7 protein-coding genes are annotated in these 14366 nt (G+C 65.1%); 3 read left to right on the top strand and 4 right to left on the bottom strand.

Annotated elements, in window-relative coordinates; genetic code table 11:
* Nucleotides 1-82 precede the first annotated feature (82 nt).
* Nucleotides 83-3943 carry a dermonecrotic toxin domain-containing protein gene (locus CAG33_RS15230; RefSeq protein ID WP_085639105.1) on the top strand — a complete coding sequence of 1287 codons (3861 nt, stop codon included), beginning with the start codon at nucleotides 83-85 and terminating at the stop codon, nucleotides 3941-3943.
* A gap of 55 nt (nucleotides 3944-3998) precedes the next feature.
* On the opposite strand, the gene CAG33_RS15225 is transcribed toward CAG33_RS15230, so the two are convergent.
* Together CAG33_RS15225 and CAG33_RS15220 are read right to left on the bottom strand one after the other, a co-directional pair.
* Nucleotides 3999-4493 (bottom strand): DUF934 domain-containing protein, encoded by a 495-nt coding sequence (locus CAG33_RS15225; protein ID WP_085586176.1) that lies wholly within the window; start codon nucleotides 4491-4493, stop codon nucleotides 3999-4001.
* Nucleotides 4477-6135, bottom strand: coding sequence for a nitrite/sulfite reductase (locus CAG33_RS15220; RefSeq protein WP_085586174.1), 1659 nt, complete (start codon nucleotides 6133-6135; stop codon nucleotides 4477-4479). The genes CAG33_RS15225 and CAG33_RS15220 overlap by 17 nt, the downstream gene beginning before the upstream one ends.
* A 524-nt stretch (nucleotides 6136-6659) precedes the next feature.
* On the opposite strand from CAG33_RS15220, the gene CAG33_RS15215 reads away from it, so the two are divergent.
* On the top strand, nucleotides 6660-7733 hold the full coding sequence (locus CAG33_RS15215; protein ID WP_085639101.1) for an ABC transporter substrate-binding protein: 1074 nt from the start codon (nucleotides 6660-6662) through the stop codon (nucleotides 7731-7733).
* Nucleotides 7734-7739: 6 nt separating this feature from the next.
* Here CAG33_RS15215 and CAG33_RS15210 read toward each other — a convergent pair whose 3' ends face one another.
* Both CAG33_RS15210 and metH read right to left on the bottom strand, forming a co-directional pair.
* The gene (locus CAG33_RS15210; protein WP_085586170.1) at nucleotides 7740-7958 is read right to left on the bottom strand and encodes a DUF2970 domain-containing protein; all 219 of its coding nucleotides are present in this window, start codon (nucleotides 7956-7958) and stop codon (nucleotides 7740-7742) included.
* A 162-nt stretch (nucleotides 7959-8120) separates the two neighbouring features.
* A complete protein-coding gene (gene metH, locus CAG33_RS15205; RefSeq protein ID WP_085639098.1) occupies nucleotides 8121-11831 on the bottom strand; it encodes a methionine synthase in 3711 nt (1236 codons plus the stop codon).
* Between the two features lie 156 nt (nucleotides 11832-11987).
* Between metH and CAG33_RS15200 the strand changes: the two genes are divergently transcribed.
* On the top strand, nucleotides 11988-14270 hold the full coding sequence (locus CAG33_RS15200; protein WP_085639095.1) for a fatty acid cis/trans isomerase: 2283 nt from the start codon (nucleotides 11988-11990) through the stop codon (nucleotides 14268-14270).
* Nucleotides 14271-14366 lie beyond the last annotated feature (96 nt).

Here is a 14366-nt window from a genome sequence, read left to right as displayed (position 1 = left end):
CGCTGACCGTTCCTACTTTCAAATCACATGCGTCGGGTTACGTTGCGCTATCTCCAGCACCGCAAAGGATTGCATTGCGACCATGACCGACAACAACGACGAATCCCTTTCCCTGAACCCTCCCGGCCCGGACATGCGCTCGGCGCTGAACGCCACGGTGGCGTCGGCGCTGCCCTTGACGCCGGAAGCCTTCGGCATCGCCCGGATCCGCGCCCGGTGGGGCGCCGACATCGACCCGCAGACCGCCCGGATGGTCACGCTCGACTACGACCGTGACTGGGATCAGGGCAAAAACGGCGTGCATCACGGCAAGGTGCGGCGTTCGCACACGCTCATCCGGGCCTTGCTGGACAATGACCAGACCGTGGCGGACGGCGCGTTCGGCGAAAACCTGTTCGGCCTGTATACCCCGCCGGACATCGGTCCGACCGTCGTGATCCAGGACGAAAGCGCAGCGGACGCGACGAATGAGCCGGGTTGGCTGCGCGACTACGAAGGCATCTACCGCCAGACCACGCCTCAGGTCTACGGCCCTGCCACGCAATTGCCCATCCGTGCGGCGGACTTCAAGCGATGGGTCTGGACCCTGGAGCTGCGCCCGCTGTACCAGGACTACCTGGACAGTGTCTGGCCGTCGGACAGGATCCTGTTGGCCGATGCTCCCTATCCCTTGAGAACCACCGTGAAAGCGGCCTTCATCATGAGTGCCTTTCTCCAGCGCAGAGAGCGCAGCCTGAGCCGTGAAGGGTTGGCGCTGGCGTTGCGTTGCGCCGGTCTGGCGCCGGATCTGCGCTGGAAAGATCTGACCTTCGCGCAATTGCAGGCAGCCACCCGGCCGGCGGAAGGGATCGAAACCGGGCGTCTGGCCATCTACCGCTATACGTCAAAGGACATCTGGTACTTCCATGACCGTGCCAGCCACCGGGTGCTTCTGCACATTCCCGGCAACTCGTCGCCGCTGCACGAATTCACGGACACCGGCCGGTTGCGCCAATGGCTCGCGGCTCAAGGCCGGACCGAAGGAGGACGGCGGGCATTGGGGACGCATTTTGCCGAGGACGACATCGAGGACGGGCTGTTCCACGCCGGTGTCCTGACCGCGCTGGACGGCATCGGGCTGTATCCGAAGGAGCACTGGCTGGGCCGGACGGCCGGATTCTTCAACAATGACGGTTACTGGAACCCCGACGACTACGTCGTGCTGGAGCCGTTCAAGGGACGCTGCGATCCGTTCGCCCAATGGGTGCTGACGATGAAACAGGACGCGCTGGCCAGTGCCGACGGCATCCGCGACGACGCCCAGGTCAATCGCGATGAACTCAGCGCCGTGGTCGAGCCGGTCGTGCAATGGATCAACCGTCTGGCGCCGTTGGCCTTGTTCGTGCCCGGGGGCGAGGGCGTGCTGGCGCTGGCGGGGCTGATCGATGCGGGCTATGGCCTCGATGCCGCCGTCAACGGCAGCTCCGCGCCAGCCCAGTCCGAAGGGCTGGCGCGCACGGTGTTCGGCCTGCTGAACGCGTTGCCGGTGGCCGGGGAGCTCGCGGCGGTGAAGAGTGAAGCGCGGGCCTTGCGGGCGTCGGAGGAGGGGGCTGCTGTCCTGCTGCCGGCCGGCAAGGTCTCCGGCGATGCATGGGTGCCTGCCGCCGCGCGCCTGGCTGCGCTGCGCGGACTGGGCGAGCCTGTCGCCGCCTTCACCGATGAGGTGCTGATGCAGATCGGCCGGGTGATCGACTGGAGCGATGAGGAGCGGCCGCTGACCGGCGACGGTTCGACACCGTTTCCTTTGCTGGCGGACGCCATCGACCGGTTCAGGCTTGAGCAGAGCATTGATCCGACGCTGGATCCCGCCGTGCGCACAGAGCAGTTCAACAGGCGCTACCGGGCGCTCCAGCGCTCGGAGCACGCGTGGGTGCGGTTGTGTCAGGAACAGTACCCGGGATTGCCCAAGGCGGCCATCGAACAGCTACTCGCACGCCTGGACATCGATGCCGCACGTCCTTTCGATCCGAATGAAGCCCGGCGTGCGCTCCGGGCGCTGGACGGCAAGGCCCGTCAGTACCAGGCCCATGCCCGCCTGGATCAGGCCTATGCGGGGCTGTACCTGCGCGCCGTGAACCATCCCGACACGGACAGGCTTGCGCTGCACACCCTGAGGCATCTGCCGGGCTGGCCATCGGGTGTGGCCGTGCAGGTACTGGACAGCTCGATCAGCGGTCGTGTGCTGGAGCGTGCCGGGGTGCCGGGCGGCCATGACATCCGCCGGTTGATCAAGGCAGGCAGCCGTTACCGCGCCAGTGATGGGGCACCGGATGAAGCCGGCGATCTGTACCGGGCCTTGTCTGCCGTGCTGACGGAACAGGAGCGTTCCTCGCTGGGCCTGGCCTCGGCGGATCCTGCCGGTGCCTTGCGCCTGAAGCTGGGCGAGCATGCGTTGCCCCGCGACGAACTGCAGCGGGGCCTGCGGCGAACGGACGCGGGCCTGGCGTTCGAGTCCTGGGGGCGGCTGGCGGGGGGCGGCTTTCCCACAACCCTTGAAGGGCGGAGCTTGACGGTCGAGGTGGATCGCCTGCAGGTCCAGGAACTCTATCCCGAGTTCGACGCTGCCCAGGCGGATGCCTGGCTGCTTCAGGCCGGCCCGCAGGCGCAGTCGACGCTGGCGGCGTTGCGCCTGGAGCTGGATCAGCTGAACCTCGACCTGAATGACTGGATCGGCCTGTCGGCGACCGACGTCGATGAAATGGACATCGACTTTCTGGCGCCGGGCGACGCCGAGGCGGCGCACATGCCTCCGGCGCAACTGGCCGAGCACAACCAGAACCTGCTGGAGGAAGCCATTGCCCAGGAACGCGTCATGCGCACCGAACTGGCCCAGGAGTTGATCGCCATCTGGCAGAAGCGGCCTCCCAGGGTCAATCGTGTGACGGCCGGTGAGCAGAGGGAGGTGTACCGTCTCGATCTGGATTTCGAGGACTATTTGCGCCTGCCGACCACCCCGGTCCGTTTCGGGGAAGTGTTCGAGCTGTCGATGCGAGGCTTGCATGTGATCGAGCAGGAAAGCCTGGACGGTTTCCTCGAGAGCTTCCCGAATCTGCGCACCTTGAACCTGGAAAGCGTGGACATCCGTCGCCTCAACGGCAACAACGTGCTGGAGGGGGCATTGCCGCCATCGATCCTGAGGATGCGCCATCTGACCCGGCTGAACCTGCGCTCGACCTTCCTGGAGCTCAAGGAGTCCACGGCCTCGCAGTTCCGGGAACTGACGCACCTGCAAGAGCTCGACCTGAGCGACAACCCGCTCACGGAGGCGCCGGTGGTGCTGGGGATGGGCGAACTGCGCGTCCTGAACCTGAGGAATGCCGCCATCACCCGATGTCCCGTCGGGATCCCGGAGCAGCCTCGCTTGGCCCTGCTGAACCTGGCCGAAAACCGGATCGAACGGGTGCCTGCGGCGGTGTTCAGCCAGGCCGTCTCGCGTCAGCGGGTCATGCTCTGGGGCAATCCGCTGTCCGACGAAGAGACGCTGGAAAGGGTCGTCGAACACCGCAGGCGCACCGGCATCAACCTGTGGCTCGATCCCTCCCGGGAGGAAAGCGGCGCAGAACCCTGGCTTGGGGAAGGCAATGAGGTGCTGAACCGGGCACGCCGGTCGATATGGGCGAGCGTGGCCGCGAAACCGTCCGGCCCGGATCTGCTGCGGATGGTGAGCGGTTTGAGCCTGACGGCGGACTTCCGGGTGGCCTATCGGGATCTTCAGGTGCGCGTATGGTTGCTCCTGGTGCAGGCCGATGCCAGCGATGAGCTGTGGGGATTGTTGAGCGGTTGGCTGGCGAGTGCGTTCGGCGATGCCGAGAACCCGTTCGTGGCGTTCGAGGCGTTGGAGGGCCGGGTGAAGTTCTACAGGGACTGGGTGGCGTCGGGGCGGCCTGTGCCGATGATCGGCTGAGCCGGTGGTGCGTCGTTGTCCTGCCCGCTTCGGTCAAAGCGGGCAGGACGGACGTTCAGCGGCGACGGAACAGCGGCAGCGGTTCGTCGGTGGCGGCCTGGTAGGTCACCGAGAAGTCCTTGAGGCTTTCCAGGGCTTCGTAGGGATCCTTGTCGGCGCGCAGCGCGTAGGCGTCGAAACCGCAGCGGCGCATGTAGAACAGCTGGTCGCGCAGCACGTCGCCGATCGCCCGCAGTTCGCCCTTGAAGCCGTAGCGGTCACGCAGCAGGCGGGCGTTGGAGTAGTTGCGCCCGTCCGTGAAGGCCGGGAAGTTCAGGGCGATGACCTGGAACTGGTCCACGTCGTCGCCGATCTCCTCGGCTTCTTCGTCCGCGTCCAGCCAGACGCCCAGGCCGCCGTCGCGGGCCTTGAGCGCATGGGCGTGGTCACGCCACAGGGCCAGCGGCACGATCAGGTCGTCGCAGTTGGAGATGCCGTCGAGGGTCGAGTCCTTGGGCAGCAGGTGCCAGGTTTCGTCGATGACCTCGTTGTTCTTAATGATTCGCTGCATAGACGCGTTCCTTGAAGAGGTCGATGCCGATACGCTGGTAGGTGTCGATGAAACGCTCGTCTTCGGTGCGCTGTTCCACGTACACGTCGATCAGCTTGGAGATCACGTCGGGCATGTCTTCCTGGGCGAAGGACGGGCCGAGGATCTTGCCCAGGCTGGCGTCGCGGCTGGCGCTGCCGCCGAGGGACACCTGATAGAACTCTTCGCCTTTCTTGTCCACCCCGAGGATGCCGATGTGGCCGACGTGGTGGTGGCCGCAGGCGTTCATGCAACCGGAGATGTTCAGGTCCAGCTCGCCGATGTCGAACAGGTAGTCCAGGTCGTCGAAACGGCGCTGGATCGATTCGGCGATCGGGATCGACTTGGCGTTGGCCAGGGAGCAGAAGTCGCCGCCCGGGCAGCAGATGATGTCGGTCAGCAGACCGATGTTCGGCGTGGCGAATCCTTGCTCGCGCAGCTCGCCCCACAGGGTGAACAGCTGGCTCTGCTCGACGTCGGCCAGGATGATGTTCTGCTCGTGGGAGGTGCGCAGCTGGCCGTAGCTGTAGCGCTCGGCCAGGTCGGCGACGGCGTCGAGCTGCTTGTCGGTGATGTCGCCCGGCGCGACGCCGGTCGGTTTCAGCGACAGGGTGACGGCCACATAGCCCGGCTTCTTGTGGGCCAGGGTGTTGCGGGTGCGCCAGCGGGCGAAGCCCGGGTGCTCCTTGTCGAGCGCGGCCAGTTCGGCGGCCTGGTCGTCCAGGGCCTTGTAGTCCGGGTCGACGAAGTGTTTGGCGACGCGATGCACTTCGGCTTCGGTCAGGGTGGTCTGGCCGCCGCGCAGGTGCTGCATTTCGGCTTCGACCTTTTCGGCGAAGACCTCAGGGGTCAGCGCCTTGACGAGGATCTTGATCCGCGCCTTGTATTTGTTGTCGCGACGGCCGTAGCGGTTGTAGACCCGCAGGATGGCGTCGAGGTAGCTCAGCAGGTCCTGCCACGGCAGGAACTCGTTGATGAACGCCCCGACCACCGGAGTACGGCCCAGGCCGCCGCCCACCAGCACGCGGAAGCCCAGCTCGCCGGCGGCGTTGTGCACCGGCTCAAGGCCGATGTCGTGGACTTCGATGGCGGCGCGGTCGGAGGTCGAACCATTGACGGCGATCTTGAACTTGCGCGGCAGGTAGGCGAATTCCGGGTGGAACGTGGTCCACTGGCGGACGATCTCGCACCACGGGCGCGGGTCGATCAGTTCGTCGAAGGCGACGCCGGCGAACTGGTCGGTGGTGACGTTGCGCAGGCAGTTGCCGCTGGTCTGGATCGCGTGCATCTGCACGGTGGCCAGTTCGGCGAGGATGTCCGGGATGTCTTCCACCGCCGGCCAGTTGAACTGCACGTTCTGCCGGGTGCTGATGTGGGCGTAGCCCTTGTCGTAGTCGCGGGCGATCTTGGCCATCATGCGCACCTGACGCGAGGTCAGCTGGCCGTAAGGCACCGCCACCCGCAGCATCGGGGCGAAACGCTGGATGTACAGGCCGTTCTGCAGGCGCAGCGGCCGGAATTCCTCTTCGCTCAGCTCACCTGCCAGATAGCGTCGGGTCTGATCACGGAACTGCTTGACGCGGTCCTCGATGATCCGCTGATCGTATTCGTCGTATACGTACATATAAGTCCTGTTCTCAGGCTTGGGCCACTCGGAAAACGCTGCTTTTGTTTGCTTGCTTGAGACCGAGGGATGCTCTGCAATTCTGCGCGCACGGCCGCGCACTCCCAACGGAGCCGGGGCAATATACCCGTTTGCGTTTATGCGCAAAAGTGATGTTTGAGTATATGTAAAGAACCAAATCGCCTAACAGGGGCGGGTATCCGCTAACCCACATTTGTCGTGCGGACAATCATCGTCTTAACTGTGGTCGAGTCTTCTGCAATCACCGACAAAACCGACAAGAGGCGATGCAATGAGCAACCCAACCAAAGCAAGGAAGAGCGACAGCACCGTTGATGCCTGGGCCATTCTGTTCCTGATCATTCTGGTCGTGGGCACGGCGGTGTTCTGGGTCAGTCATCAATAAGCGACCCGTCCGGGCCCGCTACCGACGGTTGTCGGACAAATTGCAGGATCAAGCGCCAGTGGCCGGTTGATCGAAGGCTATAATGCGCCGCCGTTTTTCCTATGGGCCCGGATGTTTCATGTTGAAGATTCTCCACCTCAGCCTGCTGCTGTTCGGCGCGGTTTTCGGATCCTGCGCGCGGGCGGAATCGGTGCTGTTCCTCAATCCGGGCACGGAACAGGAAGCCTTCTGGGTAAGCTATTCGCAATTCATGCAGGCCGCCGCCCGGGATCTGGGCATCGACCTTGAGATCGTCTATTCCCAACGCCTTCCCGAACAGACCCTGGCCCAGGCACGGCTGGCGCTGCAGGGCACCCGCCGTCCGGATTACCTGATGTTCGCCAACGAGCAGTACGTGGCGCCGCAGATCTTGCGCATGGCGTACAACAGCGGCGTGAAGCTGTTCATGGTCAACGCTGCCTTGACCCCCAATCAGCAAAGCCTGGTGGGCGAGCGCGCCGACCGGATCGGCAGCCTGGTGCCCAACGACGAGGAGGGCGGCTACCTGATGATGAACGAGCTGATCCGCCTGCATCCGGCGGTGGCGCCCGGTGAGGAGATCGAGTTGCTGGCGTTCTCCGGGCTCAAGATCACGCCGTCGGCGCAACTGCGTGAAAGCGGCATGCAGCGGGCGCTGGCCGAGCATCCCCAGGTACGGCTGCGCCAACTGGTCTACAGCGGCTGGACACGCCAGCGCGCCTACGAGCAGGCCAAGCAGTTGCAGGCGCGCTACCCGAAGGTGTCGCTGGTGTGGTCGGCCAATGACGAAATGGCGTTCGGCGCGATGCAGGCCTTCGCCGAAGCGGGCAAGGTGCCGGGCAAAGACGTGCTGTTCAGTGCGGTCAATACTTCGCCTGCGGCCTTGCAGGCGTTGCTCGACGGTCGTCTGAGCGCGTTGCTCGGCGGGCATTTCACCTTGGGCGGCTGGGCGCTGGTGGAATTGCACGACCATGCGCAGGGCGTGAACCTGGATCGGTACGGCGGACGCGACCGGCAGATCCCGCTGATGCAGTTGATCGACAAGGCCCAGGCCCGGCAGATGCTGGCCATGGGCAATTCGCCGGACTACGGCGTGCCGTTCCGCAAGCTGTCGGCCAAGGGGCGGCCGGCGTCCTACCGTTACCCCTTCAGCCTGCAGACATTGATGCACTGATCCGCGTCAGACCCCCGCCAGATGCACCACCAGCTTGACGATGGCGAACAGCGTCAGCGCGAACAGCGCCGTAAAGGCAATGCCGAGGATCACGAAGTGGCTGGGCTTGCCGTGGGTGAAGTCCCGGGCGCGGTTCTTCCCGCTCTGCACCCCGAACGCGGCGGCCATGACGCTGTGCACCATCTGCCAGAAGGTCGGTGGCTTGTTGTCGACTGGATCGTCCATAAATCCCCCGTCTGTGTGTTTGCCCTTTGAGCATAGCCAATCCTGCTCCCGTTGCCTGGAGCCTTGGCCGAGCCCGCACGGCGCGGGGACGATGCGGGGGAGGGAAGCCCGGAGAGGCCGGCCCTTGCGCCTTGGGCGGGCACAAGGGCGGCGAGGCCGGTCTCAGTCGTCGTAGCCCAGGTTCGGCGCCAGCCAGCGCTCGGTGACGCTCAGTTCCTGGCCCTTGCGCGAGGTGTAGCTCTGCACCTGATCCTTGTCGACCTTGCCCACGGCGAAGTACTGCGCCTGCGGGTGGGCGAAGTACCAGCCGCTGACCGCCGCCGCCGGGAACATCGCGTAGTGCTCGGTGAGGAACACGCCGCTGCGGCCGGCGCGCATCTCGCTGGACTCGGGGTCGAGCAGGGCGAACAGCGTGGCCTTCTCGGTGTGGTCCGGGCAGGCCGGGTAGCCCGGTGCCGGACGGATGCCGGAGTACTGCTCCTTGATCAGCGCTTCGTTGTCCAGGGCTTCGTCCTTGGCGTAGCCCCAGTGCTCCTTGCGCACCTGTTCGTGGAGCCATTCGGCGCAGGCCTCGGCCAGGCGGTCGGCCAGGGCCTTGACCATGATCGCGTTGTAGTCGTCGCCGGCGTCCTGGTAGGCCTTGGCCACTTCCTCGGCGCCGATGCCGGCGGTGGTGATGAAGCCGCCCACGTAGTCGGTCACGTCGCTGTCCTTCGGCGCGACGAAGTCGGCCAGGGAGAAGTTCGGCTTGCCGTCGGTCTTGATCGCCTGCTGGCGCAGGTGGTGCAGGCGGGCCAGCGGCTTGCCGTCGTCGCCGTACAGCTCGATGTCGTCGTCATGCACCTGGTTGGCCGGCCAGAAGCCGAACACCGCGCGGGCGCTGATCAGCTTCTCGTCGATCAGTTTGCTCAGCATTTCCCGGGCGTCCTTGTACAGCACGGTGGCGGCCTCGCCGACCACTTCGTCCTCAAGGATGCGCGGGAACTTGCCGGCCAGGTCCCAGGAGATGAAGAACGGCGTCCAGTCGATGTATTCGGCCAGCACGTTCAGGTCGATGTCGTCCAGCACTCGGGTACCGGTGAAGGTCGGCTTGACCGGCGCGTAGGCGGCCCAGTCGAACTGCGGTTTCTTGGCGATGGCGGCCGCGTAGCTCAGGCGCTCGGTGCGGGCGCTGCGGTTGGCGGTGCGCTCGCGCACGTCGACGTATTCGGCGCGGGTCTTCTCGACGAAGCCGGCCTTCAGCTCTTTGGACAGCAGCTGGGTGGCGACGCCCACCGCGCGGGAGGCGTCGGTGACGTAGACCACGGCATCGTTGCTGTACTTGGGCTCGATCTTCACGGCGGTGTGCGCCTTGGAGGTGGTGGCGCCGCCGATCATCAGCGGCAGGTGGAAGTCCTGGCGCTGCATCTCGCGGGCCACGTGCACCATTTCGTCCAGCGACGGGGTGATCAGGCCGGAGAGACCGATGATGTCGCACTTCTCGTCGCGGGCCACCTGGAGGATCTTCTCCGCCGGCACCATCACGCCCAGGTCGACGATGTCGTAGCCGTTGCAGCCCAGCACCACGCCGACGATGTTCTTGCCGATGTCGTGCACGTCGCCCTTCACGGTGGCCATCAGGATCTTGCCCTTGGCCTCCGGCTTGTCGCCTTTTTCCAGCTCGATGAACGGGATCAGGTGAGCCACGGCCTGCTTCATCACGCGGGCGGACTTCACCACCTGCGGCAGGAACATCTTACCGGCGCCGAACAGGTCGCCGACGATGTTCATGCCCGCCATCAGCGGGCCTTCGATGACCTCGATCGGCCGGGCGAACGACAGGCGCGACTCTTCGGTGTCTTCGACGATGTGGGTGGTGATGCCCTTGACCAGCGCGTGTTCCAGACGCTTGTTGACGTCCCAGCTGCGCCACTCTTCGGTTTCGGCTTCCTTGACGCTGCCGTCGCCCTTGAACTTGTCGGCGATGGCGAGCAGGGCGTCGGTGGCGTCGCCGTTGCGGTTGAGGATCACGTCCTCGACGGCGTCGCGCAGCTCCTGCGGGATCTGGTCGTAGATCTCCAGCTGGCCGGCGTTGACGATGCCCATGGTCAGGCCCGCACGGATCGCGTACAGCAGGAACACCGAGTGGATGGCCTCGCGCACCGGGTTGTTGCCGCGGAACGAGAACGACACGTTGGACACGCCGCCGGAGCTCAGGGCGTACGGCAGCTCGTCGCGGATGTAGGCGCAGGCGTTGATGAAATCGACGGCGTAGTTGTTGTGCTCTTCGATGCCGGTGGCGACGGCGAAGATGTTCGGGTCGAAGATGATGTCTTCCGGCGGGAAGCCGACTTCGTTGACCAGGATGTCGTAGGAGCGCTTGCAGATTTCCTTCTTGCGCGCCTCGGTGTCGGCCTGGCCGACCTCGTCGAACGCCATCACCACCACGGCGGCGCCGTAGCGCTTGCACAGCTTGGCGTGGTGGATGAACTGCTCGACGCCTTCTTTCATGCTGATCGAGTTGACGATGCCCTTGCCCTGGATGCACTTGAGGCCGGCTTCGATCACGTCCCACTTGGAGGAGTCGATCATGATCGGGACGCGGGAGATGTCCGGCTCGCCGGCGATCAGATTGAGGAAGGTCACCATGGCCTTCTTCGAATCGAGCATGCCCTCGTCCATGTTGATGTCGATCACCTGGGCGCCGGCCTCGACCTGCTGCAGGGCGACTTCCAGGGCTTCGGTGTAGTTGTCCTCGCGGATCAGGCGGGCGAACTTGGCCGAGCCGGTGATGTTGGTGCGCTCGCCCACGTTGACGAACAGCGAGCTGCGGTCGATGGTGAACGGCTCCAGGCCCGACAGGCGGCAGGCCTTGGGGATGTCCGGGATCTGCCGCGGCGCGTAGCCGGCCACGGCCTTGGCGATGGCTTCGATGTGCCCCGGCGTGGTGCCGCAGCAGCCGCCGACGATGTTGAGGAAGCCGCTCTGGGCGAATTCTTCGATGACTTTGGCGGTGTCCGCCGGCAGTTCGTCGTATTCGCCGAATTCGTTCGGCAGGCCGGCGTTCGGGTGCGCCGAGACGTGGGTGCTGGCCTTGTCCGACAGCTCTTCCAGGTACGGGCGCAGCTCGCGGGCGCCGAGGGCGCAGTTCAGGCCGACGGAAATCGGCTTGGCGTGAGCCACGGAGTTCCAGAACGCTTCGGTGGTCTGGCCCGACAGGGTGCGGCCGGAGGCGTCGGTGATGGTGCCGGAGATCATGATCGGCAGTTCGAGGTTCAGTTCCTCGAACACCCCTTGCACGGCGAAGATCGCGGCCTTGGCGTTGAGGGTGTCGAAGATGGTCTCGATCAGGATCAGGTCGGCGCCGCCCTCGATCAGGCCTTTGGTGGCCTCGGTGTAGTTCTCCACCAGTTCATCGAAGGTGACGTTGCGGTAGCCGGGGTTGTTCACGTCGGGCGACAGCGAGCAGGTGCGGCTGGTCGGGCCGAGGACGCCGGCGACGAAGCGCGGCTTGGCCGGGTTCTCCAGGGTTTTCGCGTCGGCCACCTTGCGGGCCAGGCGGGCGCCTTCTACGTTGAGTTCGTAGACCAGCTCTTCCATGCCGTAGTCGGCCATGGAAATCCGGGTGGCGTTGAAGGTGTTGGTCTCCAGGATGTCGGCGCCGGCATCCAGGTAGGCCTTTTCGATGCCGCCGATCACGTCGGGGCGGGTCAGCACCAGCAGGTCGTTGTTGCCCTTGACGTCGCTCGGCCAGTCGGCGAAGCGCTTGCCGCGGTAATCCTGCTCTTCGAGCTTGTAGCTCTGGATCATCGTGCCCATGCCGCCGTCAAGTATCAGGATGCGCTCTTTGAGAGCTTGCTTGAGGGCCTGGAGGCGGACGCTGCGATCGGACATTGGGACTACTCGAAAAGACCATGACGAAGGGCCGGAATCATAACAAACCTGCGCGGATTTAGAGCAGGCGGCGCATTTGCATGAATATCGCTCATGTTGGAGCGGGCGTACCGGCGGTAGAATCGCGCGGTTTTCTTCAGGATCGGAATCAGGGATATGTTGAACCGCGTCATCGGCACCGTGTTGCTGCTTTTAAGCTTTGGCGCGGGGGCGCAGGGGACGGCCATTTCCTACACCCGCGACATCCAGCCGATCTTCACCGAGAAGTGCGTGGCCTGCCACGCCTGCTACGACTCCGCCTGCCAACTGAACCTGGGCAGCGGCGAGGGCGCGGCCCGCGGCGCCAGCAAGATGCCGGTCTACGACGGCGAACGCACCCAGGCCGCGCCGACCACCCGGCTGTTCTATGACGCCTTCGGCAAACGGCAATGGCAGGAGAAGGGCTTCTATTCGGTGCTCGACGCCCAGGGCAGCCAGGCCGCGCTGATGGCGCGCATGCTGGAGCTGGGCCACAAGACGCCCCTGCAACCTAACGCCAAGCTGCCCGAAGACATCGTGCTCGGCCTGCAGCGCGAGAACCTCTGCGCCATGCCCGCCGAGTTCGAGGGTTATGCCCAAAGCCATCCGACCGAAGGCATGCCGCTGGCCGTGACCGGCCTGACCCAGCAGCAGTACCAGACGCTGCAGCGCTGGCTGGCGTCCGGTGCGCCCATCGACGAGCAAGGGCTGACGCCCAGCGCCAAAGAGGCGATGCAGGTCGTGCAGTGGGAAAACCTGCTCAACACCCCCGGCGCCCGGCAGAGCCTGGTGGGGCGGTGGCTGTTCGAGCACTGGTTCCTGGCGCACATCTACTTCAAGGACGGCGAGCCGGGTCACTTCTTCCAGTGGGTGCGTTCGCGCACGCCGACCGGCCAGCCGATCGACCTGATCGACACCCGTCGCCCCAACGACGACCCGGGCACTCAGGTGTACTACCGCCTGTGGCCGGTGCAGGGGGTGATCGTGCACAAGACCCACATCACCTATCCGCTGAGCGCGGTCAAGCTGGCGCGGGTCAAGAGCCTGTTCTACAACGGCAAGTGGCAGGTGCATGCCTTGCCGGGCTACGGGCCCCAGAGCCGGGCCAACCCGTTCGCCACCTTCGAGGCGATCCCGGCCCAGGCGCGCTACCAGTTCATGCTCGACAACGCCGAGTACTTCGTGCGCACCTTCATCCGCGGGCCGGTGTGCCGCGGGCAGATTGCGACCGACGTGATCCGCGACAACTTCTGGGCGCTGTTCCAGGCCCCGGAACACGACCTGTACATCACCGACCCGAACTACCGCGGCCAGGCCACGCCGTTGCTGGCGATGCCGGGGCAGAACGACGACGTCGGCAGCGTGCTGAGCCTCTGGCACGACTACCGCAACAAGCGCAACCAGTACGAAGCCCTGCGCCGCGACAGCTACGCCGAAATGCCTGCGCCGAGCTGGTCCACGCTGTGGGCCGGCAACGACAACGCGCTGCTGAGCATTTTCCGTCACTTCGACAGCGCTTCGGTCACCAAGGGCCTGATCGGCGAAGTGCCGCAGACGATGTGGCTGTTCGACTTCCCGTTGCTCGAGCGCACCTATTACCAGTTGGCGGTCAACTTCGATGTGTTCGGCAACGTCTCCCATCAGGCGCAGACGCGCCTGTACTTCGACCTGATCCGCAACGGCGCCGAGCAGAACTTCCTGCGCCTGATGCCCGCCGACTCCCGCGAGGGCTACCTGGACGATTGGTATCAGAGCAGCGGCCAGTTCAAGATGTGGCTCGACTACGAGGCCATCGACGACGACAAGCCGACCGCGCTGAAGCTCGACGCCAAGGACCCGAAACGCGATTTCGCCCGCCAGTTGCTGGCCCGCTACGGTGACCTGAACGCCCGTCCCGACCCGATCAACCGCTGCGAGGACGCCTATTGCTCGCGGCCGAACATCGACCCGGCCCTGCAGAACGCCGAGCAGGCCCTGAGCCGCCTGGCATCGCGCCCGGCCGCCGGGCTCAAGGTGATCGATCAGTTGCCGGAAGCGACCCTGCTGCGCGTCGAGACCGCCAGCGGCAAGCGCGAGGTCTACAGCCTGCTGCGCAACCGGGCCCACAGCAACGTGGCGTTCCTGCTCGGCGAATCGCTGCGCTACCAGCCGGGGCTCGACACCCTGACGATCTACCCGGGCGTGCTCACCAGCTATCCGAACTTCATGTTCAACCTGCCGGCGGACCAGGTGCCGGCATTCGTCGATGCGATGGAGGGCGCGAAGGATCAGGAGCAGTTCGAGAAAATCGTCGAACGCTGGGGCATCCGCCGCAGCCATCCGCAATTCTGGTTCTATTTCCATGACCTGAGCCGCTACATCCACGATACGGATCCGGTGGAAGAGGGCGTGCTGGACATGAACCGCTACGAGAACCTCTGAAGCGGCGATGTCGCCACCCATCCTGCGGGAGCCACTGGAGGCTCCCGCAGGGTAGGGGCTGCCACCCGGCGATTTGCGAACTATTCCTACGTAAAT

It is taken from the genome of Pseudomonas sp. B3(2017), assembly GCF_002113595.1.
GTDB lineage: Bacteria > Pseudomonadota > Gammaproteobacteria > Pseudomonadales > Pseudomonadaceae > Aquipseudomonas > Aquipseudomonas ekonensis.
Note: the sequence above shows the minus strand (reverse complement) of the source record. Positions and strands in the feature narration are given on the sequence as shown.

What these genes read in the sequence shown, in the direction of transcription:
- CAG33_RS15210 (WP_085586170.1), bottom strand. Translation starts at nt 7,958, where the DNA reads ATGGACGATCCAGTCGACAACAAGCCACCGACCTTCTGGCAGATGGTG.
- CAG33_RS15215 (WP_085639101.1), top strand. Translation starts at nt 6,660, where the DNA reads ATGTTGAAGATTCTCCACCTCAGCCTGCTGCTGTTCGGCGCGGTTTTC.
- metH (WP_085639098.1), bottom strand. Translation starts at nt 11,831, where the DNA reads ATGTCCGATCGCAGCGTCCGCCTCCAGGCCCTCAAGCAAGCTCTCAAA.
- CAG33_RS15230 (WP_085639105.1), top strand. Translation starts at nt 83, where the DNA reads ATGACCGACAACAACGACGAATCCCTTTCCCTGAACCCTCCCGGCCCG.
- CAG33_RS15225 (WP_085586176.1), bottom strand. Translation starts at nt 4,493, where the DNA reads ATGCAGCGAATCATTAAGAACAACGAGGTCATCGACGAAACCTGGCAC.
- CAG33_RS15220 (WP_085586174.1), bottom strand. Translation starts at nt 6,135, where the DNA reads ATGTACGTATACGACGAATACGATCAGCGGATCATCGAGGACCGCGTC.
- CAG33_RS15200 (WP_085639095.1), top strand. Translation starts at nt 11,988, where the DNA reads ATGTTGAACCGCGTCATCGGCACCGTGTTGCTGCTTTTAAGCTTTGGC.